Origin of the sequence: Sulfurimonas sp., from assembly GCF_028713515.1 — a bacterium.
Taxonomy (GTDB): Bacteria; Campylobacterota; Campylobacteria; order Campylobacterales; family Sulfurimonadaceae; genus Sulfurimonas.
Genome location: NZ_JAQTOD010000001.1, coordinates 401,956 through 424,510, shown reverse-complemented (window position 1 = coordinate 424,510; position 22,555 = coordinate 401,956). Strand labels below are relative to the sequence as shown.

General features: G+C 30.1%; 18 protein-coding genes and 1 pseudogene. 3 read left to right on the top strand and 16 right to left on the bottom strand.

What is annotated here, in order from left to right; translation table 11 throughout:
• Positions 1-6: 6 nt before the first annotated feature.
• The 4 genes from PHV22_RS02135 to PHV22_RS02120 form a co-directional block, all read right to left on the bottom strand.
• Positions 7-1,188, bottom strand: a complete 1,182-nt coding sequence (locus tag PHV22_RS02135) for a site-specific integrase (RefSeq protein ID WP_299945457.1) — start codon at positions 1,186-1,188, stop codon at positions 7-9.
• Entirely contained in the window at positions 1,181-1,528 is a 348-nt protein-coding gene (locus PHV22_RS02130; protein WP_299945455.1) for a hypothetical protein, read from the bottom strand. The genes PHV22_RS02135 and PHV22_RS02130 overlap by 8 nt, the downstream gene beginning before the upstream one ends.
• 100 nt (positions 1,529-1,628) lie before the next feature.
• A complete protein-coding gene (locus PHV22_RS02125) occupies positions 1,629-2,747 on the bottom strand; it encodes an AAA family ATPase (protein ID WP_299945453.1) in 1,119 nt (372 codons plus the stop codon).
• Between the two features lie 21 nt (positions 2,748-2,768).
• Positions 2,769-3,386: a hypothetical protein gene (locus PHV22_RS02120; protein ID WP_299945451.1), complete on the bottom strand. Its 618-nt coding sequence runs from the start codon at positions 3,384-3,386 to the stop codon at positions 2,769-2,771.
• A gap of 102 nt (positions 3,387-3,488) precedes the next feature.
• Between PHV22_RS02120 and PHV22_RS02115 the strand changes: the two genes are divergently transcribed.
• On the top strand, positions 3,489-4,241 hold the full coding sequence (locus tag PHV22_RS02115) for a helix-turn-helix transcriptional regulator (RefSeq protein ID WP_299945449.1): 753 nt from the start codon (positions 3,489-3,491) through the stop codon (positions 4,239-4,241).
• A gap of 24 nt (positions 4,242-4,265) precedes the next feature.
• Here PHV22_RS02115 and PHV22_RS02110 read toward each other — a convergent pair whose 3' ends face one another.
• Entirely contained in the window at positions 4,266-4,430 is a 165-nt protein-coding gene (locus PHV22_RS02110; protein WP_299945447.1) for a hypothetical protein, read from the bottom strand.
• Positions 4,431-4,905: 475 nt separating this feature from the next.
• Here PHV22_RS02110 and PHV22_RS02105 point away from each other — a divergent pair, with 475 nt between their 5' ends.
• Together PHV22_RS02105 and PHV22_RS02100 are read left to right on the top strand one after the other, a co-directional pair.
• Positions 4,906-5,775: a hypothetical protein gene (locus PHV22_RS02105; protein WP_299945445.1), complete on the top strand. Its 870-nt coding sequence runs from the start codon at positions 4,906-4,908 to the stop codon at positions 5,773-5,775.
• Between the two features lie 99 nt (positions 5,776-5,874).
• Positions 5,875-6,723: a hypothetical protein gene (locus tag PHV22_RS02100; RefSeq protein ID WP_299945443.1), complete on the top strand. Its 849-nt coding sequence runs from the start codon at positions 5,875-5,877 to the stop codon at positions 6,721-6,723.
• A 289-nt stretch (positions 6,724-7,012) separates the two neighbouring features.
• On the opposite strand, the pseudogene PHV22_RS02095 reads toward PHV22_RS02100, so the two are convergent.
• The 11 genes and pseudogenes from PHV22_RS02095 to PHV22_RS02045 form a co-directional block, all read right to left on the bottom strand.
• Positions 7,013-8,202, bottom strand: a pseudogene (locus PHV22_RS02095) (IS256 family transposase).
• Between the two features lie 70 nt (positions 8,203-8,272).
• Entirely contained in the window at positions 8,273-9,220 is a 948-nt protein-coding gene (locus PHV22_RS02090) for a restriction endonuclease (RefSeq protein WP_299945441.1), read from the bottom strand.
• Positions 9,221-9,266: 46 nt separating this feature from the next.
• Positions 9,267-11,621, bottom strand: a complete 2,355-nt coding sequence (locus PHV22_RS02085; RefSeq protein ID WP_299945439.1) for a DUF2971 domain-containing protein — start codon at positions 11,619-11,621, stop codon at positions 9,267-9,269.
• A 47-nt stretch (positions 11,622-11,668) separates the two neighbouring features.
• A complete protein-coding gene (locus PHV22_RS02080; RefSeq protein ID WP_299945437.1) occupies positions 11,669-14,803 on the bottom strand; it encodes a type I restriction endonuclease subunit R in 3,135 nt (1,044 codons plus the stop codon).
• Positions 14,803-16,020 carry an AAA family ATPase gene (locus PHV22_RS02075; protein ID WP_299945435.1) on the bottom strand — a complete coding sequence of 406 codons (1,218 nt, stop codon included), beginning with the start codon at positions 16,018-16,020 and terminating at the stop codon, positions 14,803-14,805. The genes PHV22_RS02080 and PHV22_RS02075 overlap by 1 nt, the downstream gene beginning before the upstream one ends.
• 1 nt (position 16,021) lies before the next feature.
• Entirely contained in the window at positions 16,022-17,245 is a 1,224-nt protein-coding gene (locus PHV22_RS02070; RefSeq protein ID WP_299945433.1) for a restriction endonuclease subunit S, read from the bottom strand.
• A complete protein-coding gene (locus PHV22_RS02065; RefSeq protein ID WP_299945431.1) occupies positions 17,242-18,795 on the bottom strand; it encodes a type I restriction-modification system subunit M in 1,554 nt (517 codons plus the stop codon). The genes PHV22_RS02070 and PHV22_RS02065 overlap by 4 nt, the downstream gene beginning before the upstream one ends.
• A 167-nt stretch (positions 18,796-18,962) precedes the next feature.
• On the bottom strand, positions 18,963-19,586 hold the full coding sequence (locus PHV22_RS02060) for a recombinase family protein (protein WP_299945428.1): 624 nt from the start codon (positions 19,584-19,586) through the stop codon (positions 18,963-18,965).
• 384 nt (positions 19,587-19,970) lie between these two features.
• On the bottom strand, positions 19,971-20,453 hold the full coding sequence (locus PHV22_RS02055) for a Mov34/MPN/PAD-1 family protein (protein WP_299945425.1): 483 nt from the start codon (positions 20,451-20,453) through the stop codon (positions 19,971-19,973).
• A complete protein-coding gene (locus PHV22_RS02050; RefSeq protein ID WP_299945422.1) occupies positions 20,443-22,131 on the bottom strand; it encodes a ThiF family adenylyltransferase in 1,689 nt (562 codons plus the stop codon). The genes PHV22_RS02055 and PHV22_RS02050 overlap by 11 nt, the downstream gene beginning before the upstream one ends.
• Positions 22,124-22,555: a YegP family protein gene (locus PHV22_RS02045; RefSeq protein ID WP_299945419.1), complete on the bottom strand. Its 432-nt coding sequence runs from the start codon at positions 22,553-22,555 to the stop codon at positions 22,124-22,126. Before PHV22_RS02045 ends, PHV22_RS02050 begins: the two co-directional genes overlap by 8 nt.

Below are 22,555 nucleotides of genomic sequence, written 5' to 3'. Positions count from 1 at the left end.
AATCCCCTATTTATCTATGTTCTCATCATCATTATTTTCAAACTTGACCATAAACTTGTCTATTTTAGCTATTTTCTTAAGCCTGGTCTCATCGTCTTCTTGAATGAACTTTGTATATATTTTCAATGTAATAGAAACATCTTTATGACCTAGCATTTTTGAAACCCAAGTAATATCCGCACCCTTTGATATAAGTTGTGATGCAAAAGTATGTCTCAAATTATACAATGGTCTATCTTCAACCCCACTTTTCTTTAATATCTTATCAAAGTTCACTCCAACTATATCGTGAGCATAAAATGGTTTTTTTGATTGATTTATAAAGATATATTCATATTTTCCAGTTAATTCTTTTTGTCTCAATAATGCTTCCTCTGCAAGGGTGAGCATATCTATACCTCTATCGCTTGAGTCTGTTTTTGTACTGCCGTCTTTAATTTCCTTTGGTTGTTTAGATCTTATGCGTGTTCTTTCAACATCAATTTTTTTTCTTTCAAAATTTATATCACTCCACTTTAAAGCAACAATTTCTCCTGGTCTCATCCCAGTTGCCACCATAAATTGGATAAAGTTTTTCATATAACCATTGGCATTTTCAATTATTTTAGCCAGTTCTGTTTCTGTAAAAGGATTTATTGCAGTTGTTGGTCTATTTAACTGAACTTTAGGTGCAGTAACTTTTTCAAGTGGATTTTTTAAAACAAGGTCATTGTGAAGAGCTTTGTCATAAATAGAAAACAAAATAGATCTAAATTTTTGAACAGTTAGGTGCTTATACTTTTGTAAAAGTTGATTTTGCCACTTTTCAATCTCTAAAGGTGCGATGCTTTGCAATTCTCTTTTACTAAAATATGGTGCGATATGATTATTGTAGTGCATGATATTTCTTTCTAAAGTGTGGGCTCTAATTTGTGTTTTTTGCAACTCAAAAAACTCATCAGCAAAATCTTGAAGTGTCCAAGTTTTAACCTCTTCTTCTATGCCAATAGGCTCTTTTCCCAATCCTTCATAAATATCAGGAATTACTTGCCTTTTTATAACTTTTAAATTTTCAGCTGTTGCTTTTAGCTTTGTAGTACCTCGCTGTCTTTCTCCAGATAGCAAATAAAAATCCAAATACCAATGTCCAAATTGCTCTTTGATTGTAAATTTTAGTTCACCATAAACATATTTTATATTTTTAGCCATTTGAAACAACCTTTCGATTATTCAAAAATTTTGAAGCAATAGGATTTAAAGTTTTTTCTACTTTTTTAACCTCATATTTGCGATGCTTTAACTCTTGTTTGAATTTTATAATTCCCTCTGGAATAAACTCTTCTTTGCCATCCTGATTATTAAAATAGTGTATTTCCTCTGTAAAACGACCATCTTTAATGTATGTTGATACTGTTGATGTAGATACACCCAAAAATTTGGCAACCTGTTTTTTTGTATTAAGACTTGATATTGTAAGTTGCAAAAGTTCCTCTTGAAAATCAAGTTTTTGTAAAATTTTCACCAATGCTTCTTCTAGTGCTTCAAACATATTTTTCCTCCAGTTCTTTGTATGTATTCATAATTTAAAAAAGTTTTAACTCTTCGACAGTCTTTGGTTCGCACTTTGGCAGTTTTGCAAGTTTTTCAGCTTAACTCTCAAGGCGATAGAAGATTGCATTTTTTTCACTTGGTTTTTGCTCATAGATCCATTTTCCTTTATCTCCCCAAACTTGCAACCATTTGATAGCTTTTTTCTGTCCCACTTTATAATCGCTAAAAAACTTTACCTTTTCAAGGTACGATAACAATTCGCTTTGGTTCATCTCTCCATCTTCAAGTGCATCGATTACGTACATTACAAACTTTGACTCTCTTTGACTGATATTGAAAGTGTCATAATCAACTTCTTCTGCTATTTTTCTCTCTTTAGTCATATATGCTCTCCCTTTGATGTCATAACGACTTGCTTTTTGCGGATGAAGCAAGATACAAGAGTTAAATTCATTTCGCTCAATCATGTAGGTATAATCTGCAAAATTTTCAATTTGTTGGGTATCTGCAAATACTCCAGCCTTGTTTGTGTGGTGTACCAAAAACGATCCGCCACCTACATCACGAAGCATTTTTTCATATTTGTATAAATAATCTGTATCGATAAAACCTCTTTTTTTCTTAGCAGTTAGCGTAAGTGAATCTTCAATTACTAGATAAGTTCTCTCAGGATTATTTTTTTGCTCAATGACTGTATCTCTAAGTAAATTTTGCGAGGCTTCTGAAAAGTAATCTGAATTTTTTCCAGCATACAAAAATCTCTTATTATGCCAATGCATCAACGATTCAATTCCAAGCTCTTTTATTTTACTGACACTCATATCTCCATCAATATAGATGATATAAACATCTTTAAAGCTCTCTAGAATAATTGAACACAAATGCACTACTAAAGTTGTTTTACCGCTACCACTTGGTCCTATTAGCACTCCAATGCTTCCTTTTGGTATGAGATTTGGTATAAGCCACTTTATTTTGGGTGCAAATTTAATATCATCATAAGTGTAAAAAAAGTTTTTATGCTTCTCTTCTAAAGTTATATTTACTTTTAAAAGATCATTTTCTAATATTAATCTTTCATTTTGCAACGCCTCTTTTTCACTATCATTGAGATAGTGGTATTTGTTCAAAAGGATTAAATCAATTTTTTCGATAAGCTCAGGAATCCTTTGCTGCTTTTTGATTTTTTCTTCTATTTTTGTTAGTATGTCATCCATTTTGGTCTCCTGCGACGATTATCAAAATACAAAAACAAGCTGGAGGTGGCCGCTTTCAGTTTGTTCCTTTTTATACTTTTGCAAATTCATTACCTGGGCTCCTACTATTTCCGACATCTCAAATTTAAACTTTTTACAGAGATATTCCACATCAAAGTGATCAAAATCTTCATCAAACATTGAGTCTACCAACATTTTTTGAAGTCCATTTTTTAAGGTATCTCTATCAAATTTTTCAAGCTCTATAAGCTCAAGAACTATTTTTATGTCGTTATTTGATTTAATGTTTTCGTGCAATTGTGCGAAACTTGGTGCACAATAGAGTCTAAATTTTTTATTTGTAGTTATGTTTCTCATGTTTGCTAAGATTCGTCGGATTAGCCAAGTGATTGCATTATCTATATTTTCACATTCTAAAAATCTTTTTATCCCTTTTAAATGTGATTTTTGAAGCTGGCTTCTTAACATCTCAACTCCCTCGCCATATGCAAAATCAAAATCAGCAAATAAAATTCGCTTTGATTTAGCAATTTTATAAATATCATCTCTTGCTAGTTCTGTAATTGAATTAAAGTTGTTCAATAAATCATCAACAGTTTTTATTTTACCGCTGTGTCTTATAACTTCAATTAGTTGCATTAAATCTCCTTTTTTTGTATAATGACTAAAATAAAACTATTAAACTTAAATAGTTTATTTGGAATATTATATTACATATGTAATATTATGTCAAGGACTAAAATGGAAATTTTTGAAAAAATTAAATTTATTAGAGAATCTGAAAAACTAAATCAAAGAGAATTTGCTGAGAAATTAAATGTTACCCAATCAACAATAAGTAAATATGAGAAACATGAAAGAACACCTGATTTTTATGTGTTAAAAAATTTATTTGATATATTTAATGTTAATCCTGATTGGATTTTTTCTGATATTGAACCAGCTTTTTTAGATATAGATGATAATAATATCACTATGCAGAATCAGCAACTCATTAAAGATATTGATTTGATTTTAACCCCTGAAGAGTTCAATATTAAGTTAAATGAAATTTTATTTGAAGATACAATTAAAAGAATTGCAAGTGATGACAAAGAAAAATCACCTATTAGAAAATTTTTAGAAGCAATTAAACTAGAAGGGCATATCCCTTTCAGACCGCTCCTGTTTTTATATTATATTTTCAGATATGTAAGAGATAATAATGAAGAGTTAAACAATCTCAAGCTGGATAAGTCAGAACGACCTTATCAATCATATTTAATAGATTTAGTTAAAAGATATAGTGTATTATCATTTAAAAATAATCCTGCATTTACTTCACAAATCAAAAAACAATTTGAAGCATCAATTAGCATGTATTTAGAAGAGGAAGACTGCAAAAGATTAATTACTCATTATGAGCAAGTAATTAAAAATATTGAATCAAAAATGACTCCAATGATAGTACTAGCTCATAGAAAAATTGATACTAAAACTTTATTCCCTAGATAAAAATAGATTTTTAAATATCATATGTTAGATACTATTTCTAACAAAATGATAAAAAGCGTTGTAACTGATTTTACCTTCTTCGGGTAAATCAGCATTTATTAATCTCCAAGCTGATCTTATAGATACTCCTTTTAAAATTAAATTTTTAATTTCCTTTCTATACTTTTCCATTCTACTTTTTGCTGCCATTTGTTGACTCCTTTAAAAATTTATATCTATATTCATATTTTCACAAACAAAAAATATGAATGTCTTTAGAACTTTTATTTTAAAGGAGAAAAATTTATGTAGGAAATAGACTTACCAATCTATCAGAGTATTACAAAGCTAAAATTATTGAGTAGCAAAAGCCAAAGTGCGTTTAGATATTTTGAAAATACAACACTCAAAACATAGGTGCGCTTTTATAAAAAGTGCCTAAAATATGGATATTTATAGAGTAAGATTTAGTAACAAGTGCACTAGCATTTTCCTAACAATTTAAATGTCCATAAAATAGGGGTTTTTTGAATAAGTAAATCGGAAAGCTAGGCGCAAAAATGTACAAATATAGTAAAAATTTGGTAGTGCGCTATGAAACGCACTCCAAATACTTCGTATAAGTATCGGAAATCAAGGCGCGGTTTTTGCAGAAAAACATTGACACACTTAACAGGATAGAAAAATGTTGAAAGAAAAAAGAGAAAGCTTCATACTAAACAAAGAGCATTTAGGAATGTTTCTTGATGATATAAGAGATGATATAATAAACTACAGTGAAGAAGCTTTAGAGCTTGAGTTCAACCCAAGTGAGTACTATGCTTTTGAGAGAATAATCAATCTCATCCACGATAACACACCTGAAAACAAAGACAACTTCATAAAAAAAGCATACCAAAAAGTTCAAAAGAAAGTTTACAATCTAAACCAAAAAGATCCAGACCAAGATGGCAAGACTCCTTTTGAAAAAGGCATTGTGACCGCTACTAAAAATCAATACAAAAGAGTCAATATGGGAATAATAGAACCAAATGAATACAACAACAAATCTATTCTCATTCGTTCATACATAAACCTCAATGCCGATACAAATAATCAAAAAGCAAACTATGCTGCCGCACACTATTTCAGAAAAAAATATAGACCAATTGTCAAAGAAGCTATGAAAAAACTTCGTAATAAATATCACACTTTTAAGAACACTATTCCTGCACAAGAGTTCAAACAAAATATGGATACTGGTATTTTTAAAGACAAAATTGACTACGAAAGATTGTTCAAATATGTTTCATGTTTTGACATAAAACCGACTAAAGAAACCTTTGAGTTGCTAAAAGGCATTGTCTATATCTTATGTCTAAAGCACAATCCAAGTCTTGTTCCTGAACACTACAAAAAATCATTGGGAATAATTGGAAAAGAGTTCATTCCAATCAACAAAGATAGCGAAGAAGATATAAAAGCCAAAGAAGCACTATTAGAGCTAATGGAAGATATGGAGCTTACTCCAGAAGAGTTTGAGAAACTAAGAAAGAGCATGTCAGATGAACTTTAAATCTTTGCTTCCATTAATGTTTTTGTTCTTGCTTTCTTCTTGTAACTTGAACATGTTTATTTTTATGATAATATAATATAAAAATAAAAAAGGTAATATATGTTTAATAAACTACTAATAGCAGCCCTACTCACTACTTCATGTTTCTTTGCAAATGATATCGAACAAGTTCAATTAAAAAATGAACTATTAATAGATGGATTAACTCTTTTTAAAGAGTACAAAACGGATTTTAACGATAATAAAAATAATCCAATTGTGGTGAAATATAAAAATTGTACTTTTTTTGGCAGAGGAAAGCCTGATTTAGGTGATGGTAATAATACTCATGTAAAGGGGATTCTCTCGGAAGCACTATGTAAAAAAGATTTATACACAAACGAATATTACAAGCTTATTGGAGATATTTATTCAGCTAATGCAGAAGATAAAAATCTACCGGCTAAAGTACAATGGTTTACAGATAAAAGAAAAATTGAGTTTACTGTTATAAACAACACGCCTGTGAAAATTAAAATCGATATGATACTTTCAAAAGAAATTTTATCTGCAGGAAACTATACTTTTAACTATGTGATAACTAAAAATAATCAAGTCGTTGAACATCAACGGTATTTTTATGGTAATACTATAGATATAAGCTTAACAAAAGAGACAAGATGTAGCAAAACAAAGTATTTTACAACTGGATTTGTTCTTAAATGTAAAGATAACCTCTATGGAAATAAATCAGTTCCATGTCAACTTGTATCATACAAAGTCAAAGATTATTCAGAAGAGATTGCACGAAATGTAAACGACATAGATTGTGAAAACACGATACTAAAACAATTAAGTAAAATATACAATTTTAATATTTTACTTGGAGAAAGTGGCCAAGAAGAAATTGTTTATTTAGATGACGGATATAATCTAAATTATAATTATTTCTTCACTCCTCTTGATTAAAATTCAGTACATAATCGAAAAAGAATATATGCAATAAAAATGAATAATTTGAAAGATAAATGTAAAAAACAAGAAGAAAAATACTTAGTATATTAATAGTAAAAAAAATATTGGCCTTAGTTTTGATGAAAAGTTAGAGTATAAATTAGCTTCGATGAGACGGGACGGGACCGTTAAAAATTCTTCATATACGTTTAGTATCAAATATCTTATCATTGGTTAATAAGTATCTAGACATTAGGTAGTGTTCAAGATTCTGTGTCAGCATCGAGTAATTCCTAAAATTGTATCATAAATTTAATGCGTCATCAAGCCGTCCGTCAAAGTGGATGGCTAATTGAGAGATTGTTAAGCTCCAGTTTCTAATCGGCATTGTCCATTTTTGCTGGGCATTTTGAATCCCCATATAAAGTAGTTTTAGCAGGCTATCATCATTTGGAAAAGCACCTTTGGTTTTCGTTAGAGTCCTAAACTGGCGATGGACTGATTCTATGATATTTGTCGTATAAATGACTCTGCGTATATCCTCTGGATATTGAAAATAAAGAGACAAGTTATCCCATTTGTTTCTCCAAGATTGAAAGACGATAGGATATTTTTTACCCCATTTTTCTTCCAATTTATCAAGCTCAAACTCCGCTTCTTCTTTGGTGAAAGCCTGATAAACGGCTTTGAGTTCTTTGGCGAATTGTTTTTGATTGGCAGAACCAACATACTTGAGGCTGTTGCGTATTTGATGGACGATGCAGAGTTGCACTTGAGTATCTGGAAATACTGAGTTTATGGCTTCTGGAAAGCCTTTAAGTCCATCTACCGAAGCGATGAGGATATCTTTAACTCCACGGTTTTGTAAGTCAGTAAGTACCTGTAACCAGAACTTAGCGCCTTCGCTCTCGTTTAGGTACATTTTTTGCCATCCACACGCACGCCCAGCACTGTGTAAAATGCTTTTGAGATATAACGCCCATCTTCTTTTACTTTGTAGTGAATAGCATCTAAAAAAACAAATGGATAAACAGCCTCTAAAGGTCTTGTTTTCCACTCTTGAAGCATTGGTATGATTTTATCTGTTACGGCACTTATAGTAGCTTTAGAGAAGCCTACACAATAAAAATCTTCAATATGTTTGGCTATCTGAGAATAGCTGTTGCCCAGTGCAAAGAGCGAAAGAATCTTCTCTTCGATTTCACTTGTAATACTGGTTTGATTCTTCTTTACGATTTCAGGCTCAAAGCTGCCGTTGCGGTCTCTTGGAACATCAAGTTCAAATACTCCATGATCACTTTTCATAGTCTTTGAACTATAGCCATTTTTTCGGTTTCTTTGGAGGTCTTGAGAGAGATGAGAATCTATCTCAGCTGCGAGTGCAGCTTCTGTGAGCTGTTTTATGAGTGAGCCTAAAGCTCCATCTGAGCCACCAATACTTTTACCTGCTTTTATATCACGAGCAAATTGCTCTACATCTATTTCTATCTTCATATCTGTGTCCTTGGGTATTTGTTATTTTACCCGATTGACACAGAATTCTGAACGGTCCCAGACATTATTTTTATCCATTCTCAGATGTGTTGTCATCTTCCATAATATCCCAAAAATCACTATCAAGCTTTTTGATTTCTATGACTTGTTCTGTTTGCATACCAAGTGAATAATCATAAATATACTTCGCTAACTGCTCACCGTCTATAAGCACTAATGTTGTATTGTTGTTTAATTTATTTACATATTCAATAGCATTTTTATTAAAGCTTGAAGTTGTGATAAACACACCTTTATTTGATTGTGCGACGGCTAATGCACCAACAAATTTGTTTAAGTCTTCTCTGCCAATTTTATTATCTCTTTGATATCTCTTTGCTTGTATATAAATTCTTCCAAAACCTAATATATCTTCTTTAATGATTCCATCTATGCCGTTATCATTTGAGTATTGTGTAACTTCTCCAGAGTTTTGTATTTCACCACCATAGCCCATTTTTTGTAATAGCGCAACTACAAGCTTCTCAAACTCTCTAGGTGTTTTGCTTATGATAGTATCTAGTATATCATTGTAAATTTTATTCTTGATTTTTTGAAAAGATATTTCGATAGTTTCTGATGGTGTAAGATCATCATTAAAATCATCTATATTAGCTACTGATACATTCTCATTAGCAATATTGTTTATCTCTTGATTTCGTTGTTTAATTTTTTCAGTAATGTAATTATTTATTATATCTGGAGTAGCCAGTATTTTTATTCCATCTTCAGTAATTTCATAATGACCTCTTTTAGGCTTTTTTGTTAGTCCCGCCATGTTTAAATAACTTAACGCCCAGGATATTCTGTCGTAAAATATTGGACCATTACCACTATCATACATTTGTATAAGCTCATCATGCACGAGATTAAACTCTTGGGCAAGTGGTGCTTCAAACTCTTTTAGCTTCAAAATTCCTTTTTCTTTTAAAAGTTTCAGTGCTGGTACTCTTATCTCATCATGTGTTGGTATTGGCATAGTTAATCCTCACTTTAATATCTAATTTATTCTGTTTACATAGCAATTATATTTCAACTTTTTCTATAATTAATTTCTGCTCAGATATTTTTGCTTTAAAAAAATTAATTTTTCTATTTTGTTTTTTTTCTATTTCTAAAATTATTGGTTTTAAAATAGTTTTATTCTGGAATTTTAAACCAAAAGTTATAGACTCAATTTGTAATGCAATTATATTTTTTTCAAGAGCTTCATTAATATCAAAAGTATAGAATATTTTTTGTTTCTCACCATAATGTAATAATCTCACTTCTTTTTCATATTCCCAATCTTCTGATTTTACAGTCCAATATTCGATGATATTATCAAATATTTCTTTTTCGTCTAAGTTAGTATTTTTATACTTCACTTCATCTTTTCCGACATAATATGGCAAATATAAAAATTTATACCCTACACATATCCCTGTATGCTCTTGCGTGTAATGTGACCACATTAGTTTATTGTCATTTATTTGAGACAAAGAACATAATTTAAAATCATTCTTGTTTAACTTCAAGTTTTTAAATTGTTTTTCCAAAGATTCTGATGCAACATCAAAGGGATCATTTAGTTGATCAGGATTTGCAAAATACAAATAATTCTCTGACAAGCCAGATAATCCATTTATAGAAAAACTTTGATATTTATATAAAGTTTGTGCAAAAAACATTGTTCTAGAATCTTTTTGATACGAATTGTAAAATATAAAATCCTTTATACTTTTGTCAAATAAAGCTTTTTTATCTTCTTTGGATTCTTTTATTTTCACTAATAATAATTCAGCTTCACCGTAAAGATTTACAAAATATTTTTCTGCCAATTCAATTGATTTTTCAAGATATTTAATTGCTTTTTTGAAATTATATTTTGTTAGATTTACTTTTTTATAATGTAACTTACCAAGTTCTAAATAATATCTTGGATTTTCTGCTTCATTTTTAATTCTATTCTTAAAAATACTGATTCTTTTATTTATAGAATCTAAATCCTCAAAAGCTGATAAGTAATAAAGCTCTCTATCTTCAGTAATGTTTATTTTTCTTATTTGTATTTCACTATATAACTTTTTATGTACTTCTATAAATCTATTATTTATCCTTTTTCTACACTGTTCTGTAAGTTTGTAATACTTATTATCAAATTCAATATTTAACTTTTTAATATATTTTTCAAAATCACGATATAAAGACAAGTGATGATAATCAAAACCGAAAAGAAATCTTGGTCCACTTAGTTCAAAATCATTTGATTCAATAATCTCATGATAGGATTGTTCTATCGCCTTCATCGTTTCTTTATAATAATTTGAAATATACAAAAAATAAATATCTTTTTTCAATTCTTCATGATGATTATGTAGTTTGTCAAAAATACCATTGAGAGTATTTATACTATCTATATATTTTTTTTCAATGCTTAATAGCTTTGCCTCATAAAATATTTTATACTCTTTATGAAGATTAGACTTTTCAGTTTTCAGTACATATTTTATTTCATCATAAGCTTGAAGTTTAAAAAGCTTTTTAATACCAACTTGCCAATTTCCTGAACTAAAATTAGTATAATAGTTTTTGTAGCAATTTATTGCCTTTTCTTTTTCATCCTGTTGCTCATAACATTCACCTAATATAAAATAGTCATTATTGCTTTTGTCATCTTTATTTTCGTAGTATTTGATTGCTTCATCATACTTTTTAGTTTCAAAACAAACTTCTCCATAAGAAATAGAGTTGGTTTTATATTTTCTTTCTTCATCTTCATTAAAATAATCATATAACCAGTTGTAATCTTTTTTTTGTGTATAGTAGAATAAATCAGTATGTTCTGAACCAAGACCATATAGTTGTTTGAGCTGTTGAGAATCATCTAAAAATTCATCTTTAAACCAAAGATTATTAAGAAACTTTTGTACGATTTGAGTATCTAGTATGTTTTTACTCAAAAATTCAAAACATTCTTTTGTTTTTTCTTCACAAAAAAGACTATAAAATTGTGTTTCAAGATTATCTTGATTTTCTTTTAATGCTTGATCTAATAAGTATTTAGATTTACCATATCTACTAAACCATGAGAAATGTTCAAAAGTTCTAAAATTTTCTTCTAAAAATAAATATAATTGAAAATAAGTTATCGATCTATTATTTTGGTTAATTTGCAGTATTTGATTGAAATATTTGTCTTTATTATTTTGTATTGTACTCTTAGAATTATGTTTTTTATGATGGCTAACCCAGCTCATTAAATCATATAAATAATAATATAAAAATAAAGTTTCTTGAGCATCTGGAAAACTAGTTTCTAATTTTTGGATATTTATTAATGCTTCATAGAAGTTTGATTTATATAAATTATCTATTATCGCTTTTTTTAATTCTTCCATTATATTTCTTTAGTATCATTTAATTTAATGTTGTTGAAATTTTTCAATTAAACCTTTCCACCAACACCTTTAAACTTCTCAACAAAAGCTGCAATTTTTTGGAAAACATTTTGTTTTTTAGTTAAATACTGCGGATTAAGTGGACTCATTTTAGGAAGAATCGCATTTAGTTCAGTTCCATTTTCAGTAGCATATTCCCGTTTCAATGATGCAGTAATATAACGCTTAGCAGCTTCTTCATTCAAATTTTCTTCACTAATTAACTCATTTGCTTCTTTTTGTTGCTCAACTTGTGCAAATTTAAAAAACTCATCAATTACACTAGCTTTATCACCAATCTCATCTAAATTTGTTTGATTGATAAAATCAACTATCAAAATCTCTTTTGCACGATTACCTAAACTAGCTCTAATTACTCTTCGCACCTCTTCTACCAACGCTACTTTGTCTTTAACTTTTTTATTGTGTTCAAAGATTAGCTCTAAAATATAATCAAGATTAATCTCTTGAGATTTAAGTAAATCAATCTCAAATACTATATCATTCCAATCGATAGTAGAATCTTCTTTATTTTTAGAGTCTTTCTCTCTTCTAATCCACTCTCTAATATCATTGTATGTTGATTTATAGTCTTGAATAATTCGCTCACTTGGTATCTTAATCTCTTGCATTTTACTCAAGTCTTCATCACTCAAGTAATGCTTTGTTTTAAATTCTTCAACAGCTTCTAAATCACTCATATCCAAATCTTGAAGTAGCTTTAATCCAGCAAACTCATCATAGTTTTGTAAAACATTTTCAGCTTTTAAGTATTCACCAAATAGCTTTGCAAAATCTTTTTTCTCTTTTTCTCTCTCTATAACATCTGGATTAGGGAATTTTTGTTGTAGTTCTTCAATAATATCAAGATAACCTCTTCTAGCTTCACCTGAAGATGTATCTGTAAAACCTTGCATATATTCATCATAGCTTTTTTCTAAAACTATATTTTTTGTATTATCATCTCCAAATGTCCTAATCGCTTCGATGGTTGCTTGTTCTAAATCTCTAAAGGTTACAATATTTCCAAAAGTCTTAGTAGCATCATAGATTCTATTAGTTCGTGAATATGCCTGCATCAAACCATGGTATCTTAGATTTTTATCTACAAACAAAGTATTTAAAGTCGGTGCATCAAATCCAGTTAAAAACATACCTACAACGATAAGTAAATCAACTTTTTCATTTGGCTTTAGAGAGGCTCCGCTACTATCTTTTCCTTTAACTCTTTTTGCAAGGTCTTTATAATAGTTTGCAAACTCTTTACTTTCTACTCCATAAGTAGTTCCAAACATTTTATTATAATCATCAATTGCAGCACTCAAAAACTCTTTTGCACTTGCATCCATTGCAGTTGGTTCAAAATTTTCATCAGCAATATCTCCTATTGCATCTTGTGTCTCATTTGCAGCGAATGAAAAAATAGTAGCAATTTTCAGAGGTCTCTCTTTACCTTTTTGCAAGTTTTTAAAAGCTTCATAATAAAGCTTTGCAGCATCTACACTACTAACAGCAAACATCGCATTAAAGCCTTTAGCCCCAACTTGCAAACGATGTGTTTTTTGATTGAAGTTGTTTAAAATATACTGAGTGATTTCATTAATTCTTACAGGATGCAATAATGCTTGTTTGTTCTCAAAAGCACTTAGTTTTTTCTCATCAGTTTCACCCTCAAAATCTTTAAATTGAGGTCTTACATCATTATAATCCACTTTAAACTTCAATACTTTTTCATCTCGTATAGCATCGATAATCACATACGAGTGCAACTCAAGACCAAATACACTTGCAGTATCTTCCGCACCTAAAGCATTAACTCCTGCAAAAATAGGAGTTCCAGTAAAACCAAATTGATAAAACTTTTTAAACTTCTTCTTTAGATTTTTTTGTGCTTCACCAAACTGGCTTCGATGAGCCTCATCAAATATAAAAACAACTTGTTTGGTGTATATCTCTAAATCATTTTCACTTTTCATCAAGTTATTTAGCTTTTGGATAGTTGTAACAATAATCTTATTATCATCTTTTTCGATATTACGCTTAAGCCCTGCTGTACTATCTGAGCCATTTACACTATCAGGTGAAAATCGTTGATACTCTTTCATCGTCTGATAATCAAGGTCTTTTCTATCTACTACAAAAAACACTTTATCTATAAAATCAAGCTCAGTTGCTAACCTTGCCGCTTTAAAGCTTGTAAGAGTTTTACCGCTTCCAGTTGTGTGCCAGATATATCCACCACTTTCTAAGCTACTCCATCTTTTTGCTTCGTAAGAACTTCTTACTTTCCGAATAAGCCTCTCAGTTGCTGCTATCTGATATGGTCTCATAATAAGCAAAGTATTGCTAACATCAAAAACACTATAGTGAATAAGCACATCAAGCAGGGTATTTTTTTGCAAAAATGTAGCGGTAAAGTCTTTCAAATCTTTGATAAGTGTATTATCAGACTTTGCCCAGTTCATCGTAAAATCAAAGCTATTTTTATCTCTTTTTGTAGTATTTGCAAAGTATCTGCTATCTGTTCCATTTGATATGATAAAAATCTGTAAATATTTATACAAAGAGTTTTCAGCATTAAAGCTCTCTTTTGAGTATCTATGTAGTTGATTAAAAGCTTCTCTTATGGCAACACCTCGTTTTTTTAGCTCTATTTGAACCAAAGGCAAACCATTTACTAATATAGTCACATCATATCGATTGGCTTGTGTTCCTTTTTGAGAAAACTGTTTGATTACTTGTACTTTATTTCTAGTGATATTCTTTTTATCAAGAAGATAGATGTTTTTGATTCGCCCATCATCAAATACAAAATCATAGATATAGTTATCGTGAATTTTACGAGTCTTTTCTATAATATTATCACTTGGTTTATCTAAATACTCCTCTACGAAACGACTCCATTCGCCATCTTTAAATTCTACACGGTTGAGTTCTTGAAGTTGTATTCTCACATTTTCCAATAATTTTTCAGGAGTGTTTATATCACTTTCATATTTGACACCTTGAGCATCTAAATCTTTTATAAGCTCATTTTCCAAATCAATTTCACTTTGATAAGAGCTACCCTCTTGGTCAATCTTTGTATATTTATCTAAAACGATAAAATTATTTGATTCTGCTATTGTTTTAGTTTCCAGCATTAACTATCCTTTTTACTTGAACTATCCGTTAAGTCAGGTTCATATAATTTCTTGATATGAGAAAGTAAAAATTTTAAAGTTGGTTTATGACGCTCTTCAACGTCAATAATTTCATCATTAGAGAGTTTAGAATGACTATAAAGATTAATAACTCTTGCATAAACATTTTCATCATTATTATCAGGATCCATAGGCAATAATTTTCCCCAGCCATTTTTACCAAAAAATGTAGCAGTTTTTTCTAATATATTTCGGACATAATTAAAATGATATTTACGAATATCTTTTGTTTCAATTGCTTTTTCAATTTCTTTTATAAGATAATGATGATAAGCAAATGGAGAATCATTTTGCTGTTTTTTTAATATATAACTTCTATCTTCTAATCTATTTAAAATATACTTTTTATATTCTTTCCCATCTAATTCATGATGAAGAACATTATAAAAAAGAGGATTATGTGTAGTTATAATAAATTTAATATTTGAGGTATCATCCTTAATTAAAGTTGACAAGTCAATAGCTAAATCAATTAAGTGGTTTTCATCTAAAGAACTTACAGGGTCATCTATAAAAATATATTCCATATTATCAAAGTCATTAGTAGAACGTTCACTAACTTCAGAAATATTTAACTCTAAAATAATTTGCTTAATGAATGAGTAAAAGATACTCCAAATAAAAATACTTTCTTCCCCTTTAGATATTTTAATATTTTTAGAGCTAGTATTATCTCCTCTTTCATATGAAAAAGTTACCTCCGAGTAAGCTGGTATAATAACCTCTTTGTCATTTTCATCTCTTATTGTATATTCTTCGTTGAATTGTGGTGTTAATTTGTCATCATTGATATATCGTTGAAAGTTTTTTATTATATTATTTGCATTTCCTTGAGTTTTTAGAACCCATTTAGTAAATGCATTATTATGTATTTTTAATTTTATTTTATCATCATTTTTCAAATCATTATCCCAATAAAATAAATCTTCAGTAAAAGCATTGTAATAAATAATTTTTGTAAGTGCTTCTCCCTCTTCACTATCTTCTATTTTAGGAGCAATTAATTCTTTAAATTCTTTTGAAAGTCTTGTTTTCCCAGTACCATTGAAAGCATAAATTAATTGGGCTTTAAGACTATAAGACCTTTCTTCTTGTTTATCAACTTTATGAACTGCATCTTTAAGTTTCTCTGCAATTTGTTTTAAGTCACTTCCCATGTTATACCCCTACTTCTTTTTTTGGAAATGTCAAAAGCAAATCTCTGTAATACTCATATTGCTTTTGTCTTAATGCTATCTCTTTTGGTAACCCCTCACTTATTGAGTTTGTAATAGTGTCAAATTTATCGAGGATATTTACTATTCGCATCTGTTCTTCTAAAGATTTTTGAGAATTATCAGCATATGGGATTGGAATTTGAAATTTTGCTAAATCTGTAGCAGATACATCAATAACCTTAGCACCTTTTGCATATTTCATTTTTTGAGAAAAAAACATTGATGTTTGAGTATAGTAAGTAAAATATTTACCTAAAATTTGATTACTAGGTTTAAAAATAGTTGCATGTCCACCCGTTACAGCTTCTAATTCACCAAGATAAGACAATGCTTTTCCAACATCTTCTAAGTTTTCACTTGTATTTGTGATAACAACATCACCCTTATTAACTTTTCTAAGTTTTTTTGCTGTTTCAGTAGAAACAAAAGATTTTGTTTCAGTTGTTGAAGTGCCGTAATAAGTATATATTTGTCCATAATGAATCGCAGGTACTCCCGTTTCTGTAAAATCACTTTTAGGTAATCCATTTCCACGAACCAATTCCCCAATTTCTCCTAATGGCTTAAACTCAACTTCTCCATCTTCAAAAGTCAATAATTTATCTCTATAATAACTATATTGTTTTTTTCGTGCACGAAGCTCTGCTGTAAGCTCTGCTGTAAGCTCTGCTGTAAGCTCTGTGAAATTGTCCAAAATTCGGACAATTTCACTTTGAACCTCTGGTTCAGGTATTGGTATTAGTTTGTTAGAAAAATCGCTAATCCACCGACGCTTATGGTCTCCATCTGTCAAGTCACTAGGTAAAGTATTTAACCAATAATAAATATATTTTAGTAAAACTTCTGATTCATTTTTTAATGTTATCATCTTCATCGCTGACGACTTTGCTTTAAAATCAAAATCTACCCATTTATTGGCAGTTGTAAAATCATCGAAGATAATTACGGGAGTCTCAGATGCTTTAAAAATCCCTTTTGTTTCATCTGTATAACCAAGAATAAAAGTTTTACCTGCTGTTAAAACAGGTGTTTTGAACTCATCGCTATAGTTTTTTGTTTTAACTAAATATTTCGTAGGCTGTTCATACTCAGCAACATTACCCAAAGGCTTCCACTCAACCTCTACACCCTCAAGCAGTTCTTTTATAGAGATTTTCTCACTCACGCTTCAATCTCCGCTACAATTTTATCTATTTCACTTCTAAGGTTATCTATTTTTGATACAGTTGTTTTTAGTTCAGTATTTAGCTTATTTATATCTACTATTTCTCTTGTATCTTTTGCTTCTACATACGAGCTAACGGAAAGGTTATAATCATTTAGGGCAATTTCATCATTATCCACACACTTAGCAAAATGAGCAATGTCAGCTTTACTATCAAACACTTTCATAATCTGTTCGATATGATTATTTTCACCCTCATAAGTTAAGATGTTGTTATTTGTTTGTTTCTTATAAAGCTCACTTGCATCTATAAATTGTGTTTTATTATCTGTTTTATGTTTTGAAAGAACTAAAATATTAACTGCTATTGATGTTCCAAAAAATAGATTTGGAGCAAGGGAAATCACACTCTCTACATAGTTTCCATCTACGAGATATTTTCTTATCTTAGCTTCTGCTCCACCACGATAGAAAATACCAGGGAAACAAACTATTGCCGCTCTTCCTTTTGGTGAAAGATAACTAAGGCAATGCAACACAAAAGCAAAATCTGCTTTTGATTTAGGTGCTAATACACCAGCGGGAGCAAATCTATCATCGTTGATGAGTGTAGGGTCATCACTACCTATCCAGTTTACAGAATATGGAGGATTAGAAACTATTGCATCAAATGGCTTATCATCTCCAAAATGTGGGTCTATTAGAGTATTACCAAGTGCTATGTTAAATTTATCATAGTTGATATTATGCAAAAACATATTCATACGAGCTAAGTTATAAGTAGTGTGGTTTATCTCTTGTCCAAAAAAACCATCTTCAACTATGTGTGCATCAAAGTGCTTTTTAGCTTGTAGAAGTAGTGAACCAGAACCAGCAGCAGGATCATAGATTTTATTAACTTTCTCTTGTTTGTGCATTGCAAGTTGTGCAATAAGCTTTGATACACTTTGAGGAGTAAAAAACTCTCCTCCTGATTTACCTGCATTTGCTGCATAATTTGAGATAAGAAACTCATAAGCATCACCAAAAAGGTCTATGTGATTATCTTCAAATTTACCAAAGTTAAGACCTGCTACACCTTTTAAAACTGAACTTAAACGACTGTTTTTATCTTTGACTGTATTTCCAAGTCTGTTGCTTGTAGTATCGAAATCTGCAAAAAGTCCTTTGATGTCTGACTCTGATGGATACCCATTTGCCGAACTTTCAATAGCAGAAAAAACCGCACTTATATCTGTATTGAGATTTGGATTTTCATTGGCATTTTTAGCAACATTTACAAATAGTTGGCTTGGATAGATAAAGTAACCTTTTGTTTTGATAGCATCATCTTTGATTTCAGGAGTAATCACGCTATCAGGCAGTGAAGCGTAATTAACACTCTCATCACCACCCTCTATATAGTTAGCAAAGTTCTCACTAATAAATCTATAAAACAAAGTACCTAAAATATATTGCTTAAAATCCCATCCATCAACGCTCCCTCTTACATCATTTGCGATTTTCCAAATTTGATTTTGTAGTTCAGCACGCTGTTGGGTACTTGTCATTATTAAATTCCTTTTTATCTTTGTAATTATATTCTATTAAAATTTGCCTGATATGATCATAACATGGCATGTAAACAAGTGATATTGTTTGTAGTTTCAAAAACCTTGTCTCTTAGGGTATTTTGTAAATTCTTCTAACATCACCCTAGGTACTTTTTGCTTCATTTTTATTTCTCCTTATCTAGTTTATTTTTTACATATTCGCTAAGACTTTTAATAGTTCCATAGCCTAAATGTTTTTTTGAAATATTTGTAAGAGTTACCCCAAGGTTATGAAGCTCTTTGATTTTATCTCTGTCTTTATCGTAAATGCTTCCTTGAATAGTTCCTACTGGCTTTCCAAGTTTTATCCCATTAGCTTTTCTAGCCTGCAGTGCTTCTTTTGTTCTTTTGCTTATGAGATCTCTTTCAAGTTGTGCAAAAGCTGAAAATATATTAATCTGAAAGTCTGTAAAAGGATTTTCTTCATTAGGTTTTATAAAAAGTTGTTCTTTGAGGATATGAAGATTTACGCCAAGTGCTATGAGTTGATTTACAATTGTGACAACATTTACTACACTTCTTCCTATACGACTAAGTTCAGATACTATCAGATGATCACCGGCTTTTAAAGTTTCAAAAAGTTCATTTATCTTTCTATCTTCATCTTTTTTGCGACTGCTCATCTTCACTTCGATAAAATCAACTTTGCCAAGTGCGTTTTTATTTACATAATTTAAAATTGAGTGTTGTTGATTTTGTAAATCTTGTTGGTCGGTACTAACTCGAATATACCCAATAGTTTTTGCCATTTTTACCTCATTTACCTATTAAAGCAATTGTAACATAAATAGTTTTATATTTTTACTGTTTGTATATACTTTTATTAGTAAAAATAAAATATTATCTAATGAACATTAAAAGGTAAAATAAAGCATTATTTTGATTATGTGCATCTTGGAGAATGTCTATTTGGAATTGAAATTTAACACTTTTACAGCAGGCTATATTTTTTAAAGAAAGATTAGATGAAGCTTTAAATGTCTGATTTGAAAGTCACTTGTTTTGCTCCATAATCCCTTAAGGTTTATGAAACTTTGCAGTTTTTACTTTTTGAACACTTTGTGGAACACGGAAAACACATTGTTGTTGAATTGTGTTCCAAATATAAGAGATAATTGAATACATAAAACTGTCTAGTTTATAGGGGACATTCCAAACTTTCTTTTTGTCTTAATGCCATTACATACTCCTATCCAAATTAAAATATCATTTTTAACTTTGAGCCCCAAAATAATATAGATTAAAAAGTTTTGATCAATTGATGAATTAAAATAATTTTTTGAAAAAGTGTAATAGTCTATTAGTGATGGTTTTGGATTAATTTCTGGATGTGTGTGCCAGTCACCAAGGTAAGTAACAGTACCTTTGCTTTTTTTCCAGATTTTGTTAATCTCTTTTTGAATATATTTTACATCCATTTCATATCTATTATTACGTTTTAACTTTGATGGTGATTCAATAATATTAGTTATTACTACTAAGTTTTTGTTTGGGTATAGCTCGCCCATAATTACTCCTCCTCTTTCTGGTGTTTTTAAAGTTTGTGAGTATTTAGGTAAGACATCTAGGAAACTTTGATTGATATTAATATCCAAGTTGTTTGTATTAAATTTCAAAGTCATCATCATTCCAATATTTAACACTATTTGATTGAGCTTGATAAAGCAATTCGTTTTTATATTGTGTTACATTCCCATATGAACTAATGGCTCTACTTAGTCTCTTATCCAAAGCTATATCAACTACAAATTGAGCCATCTTATTTATATGTTCATCAGCGGATAAATGTGAATATGGCATATAATCTGAATTACAACCTACTTCATTCTGTATTAAACCAGAAGCAAAATCTTGAATTAAGATACTCATGTCTTCTGTCTTTTGTTCATATGAGTTCGATACTATTTTTTGATCTACATAAAATCCATGACCAGCGACAGCATTTGCCTCAAGCCAACATATAAACATCGGTGATAGCTCATCTCGTATAGTTAATTCTGCAAGATATGGTTCAACTGAAGGTTCATCACTTCCAATGGTTCCAATTATTAAATCAGCACTTGAGAACTCATCTATACACTGTTGAGCACTTTTGTCTATTGCTTTTACATCCATATCAATAAACTGCGACTGTAAGACTGTTTGCATAGCAACAACCTTCTTTTTTCCCACTTCACTAATTCCTAGAAAATGACGACCGATATTACTACTTTTTAATTCATGTGGATCAACCAAGATAATATTACTTATCCCACTTTTACATAACTTATAAGCCAAGTTACTACCAACTGAGCCGCATCCTAAAATTGCAACAGTAAAATTATTTTCTGCAATATGTCTTGTGCTATCATTACCACCTCTTTGCATCAACCATTTCCTCAATATAGATTTAATATTTATTCCTTTAAAATGGATATTCTCATACCTCTTTGTAAAGAAAACTTGATATTTACTTTTTTTCTCAATTAACTTTTCGTCTTTAATATCTAATAAACTAACAGCAGCATAATGTTTTTCTCCATTGGGTAAATCAAGTCCTATAATCAATACGCTCCAAATATTTTGGTTGCTTTGTAACTTTTTTAAGAACTTTACATGTCCACTTTTGTAAAACAATCTCATTAGATCTTTATAAGTAGATGGAAATGGCAAAGAAAAATGACTTCCAATATCAATATATGGGCATATAAGCTTATTCACTACATCGTACTTAGAAAACTCTACATATTTATCAATTACATGAATATCATCATAGAGAATAGCCTGCTGTTGTTCATCATCGGATTTTAATATTACTAATGACAACATACTTCTATCTTTTGGTTTAGTATCAATATGCATAAATATATCTAGATTGATGCTTCGTGGCCAATAACTATCAAATTCTTCTAAGAAGTCTCTTTTTTTATCAAATACATCATCAGATAAATCAATACATAATTTCTCATATTTATTATATGCATGATGAATTAGCTCCTGGGAGTTATTGCAATAAAGCTTTTCATTTTCTTTTTGAAAACACATTCCCGTTAAAGTTCCAATATCTTCCTTTTTAGGTCTTTCAATATGTGGATGATAAAACACCATATCATTATTAATAGTATAAAACTTTGGATGGCTTGCAGGGACATCACTTGGAACCTCTATTAATGTATCAAACTCTTTATTTTTTGTTACGATTTTACCTCTCATAAGAAGTTGTCCAGCTAATGCTGGCTCAACTCTTGAGAATCCTTCTTCAAGAAGGTATCCTTCTATTGACTTCTGAAATACAGTAAGTTTCTTGTTAGGCATACTTATTGCTTTTACTTCTTACAGGGTTGTTGGTAATTACTGGTCCTTCACTACCATTATCACCATCTGAACCTGTTTCATCCACTAAACTTGCTTGTGCTGCATATTTGATAACTGCTTTGATACCATGCTCGCAAGCGTTAGTACTACTATACATTTCGCTAACACCTATAATTTCGCCATTCGTTGCTTTTAATACAAAGTATGGTTCATCTGCTTTAGAAGTACGTTTTTCAAAATGTTCTTCAACTATTCCATTAACTCTTGTTGACTCTATACCATTTCTAGCATTTCTACTTGTTGTATAATTTTCACTACTTAATATAGTTTCATGATTTGGTGCTTTAAGCACATAGCGATACGGTTGCGTGGCATTTATATTTTTTGTTAAAACATAGTATCCATTTTTTTTGTCCTCAGCCAT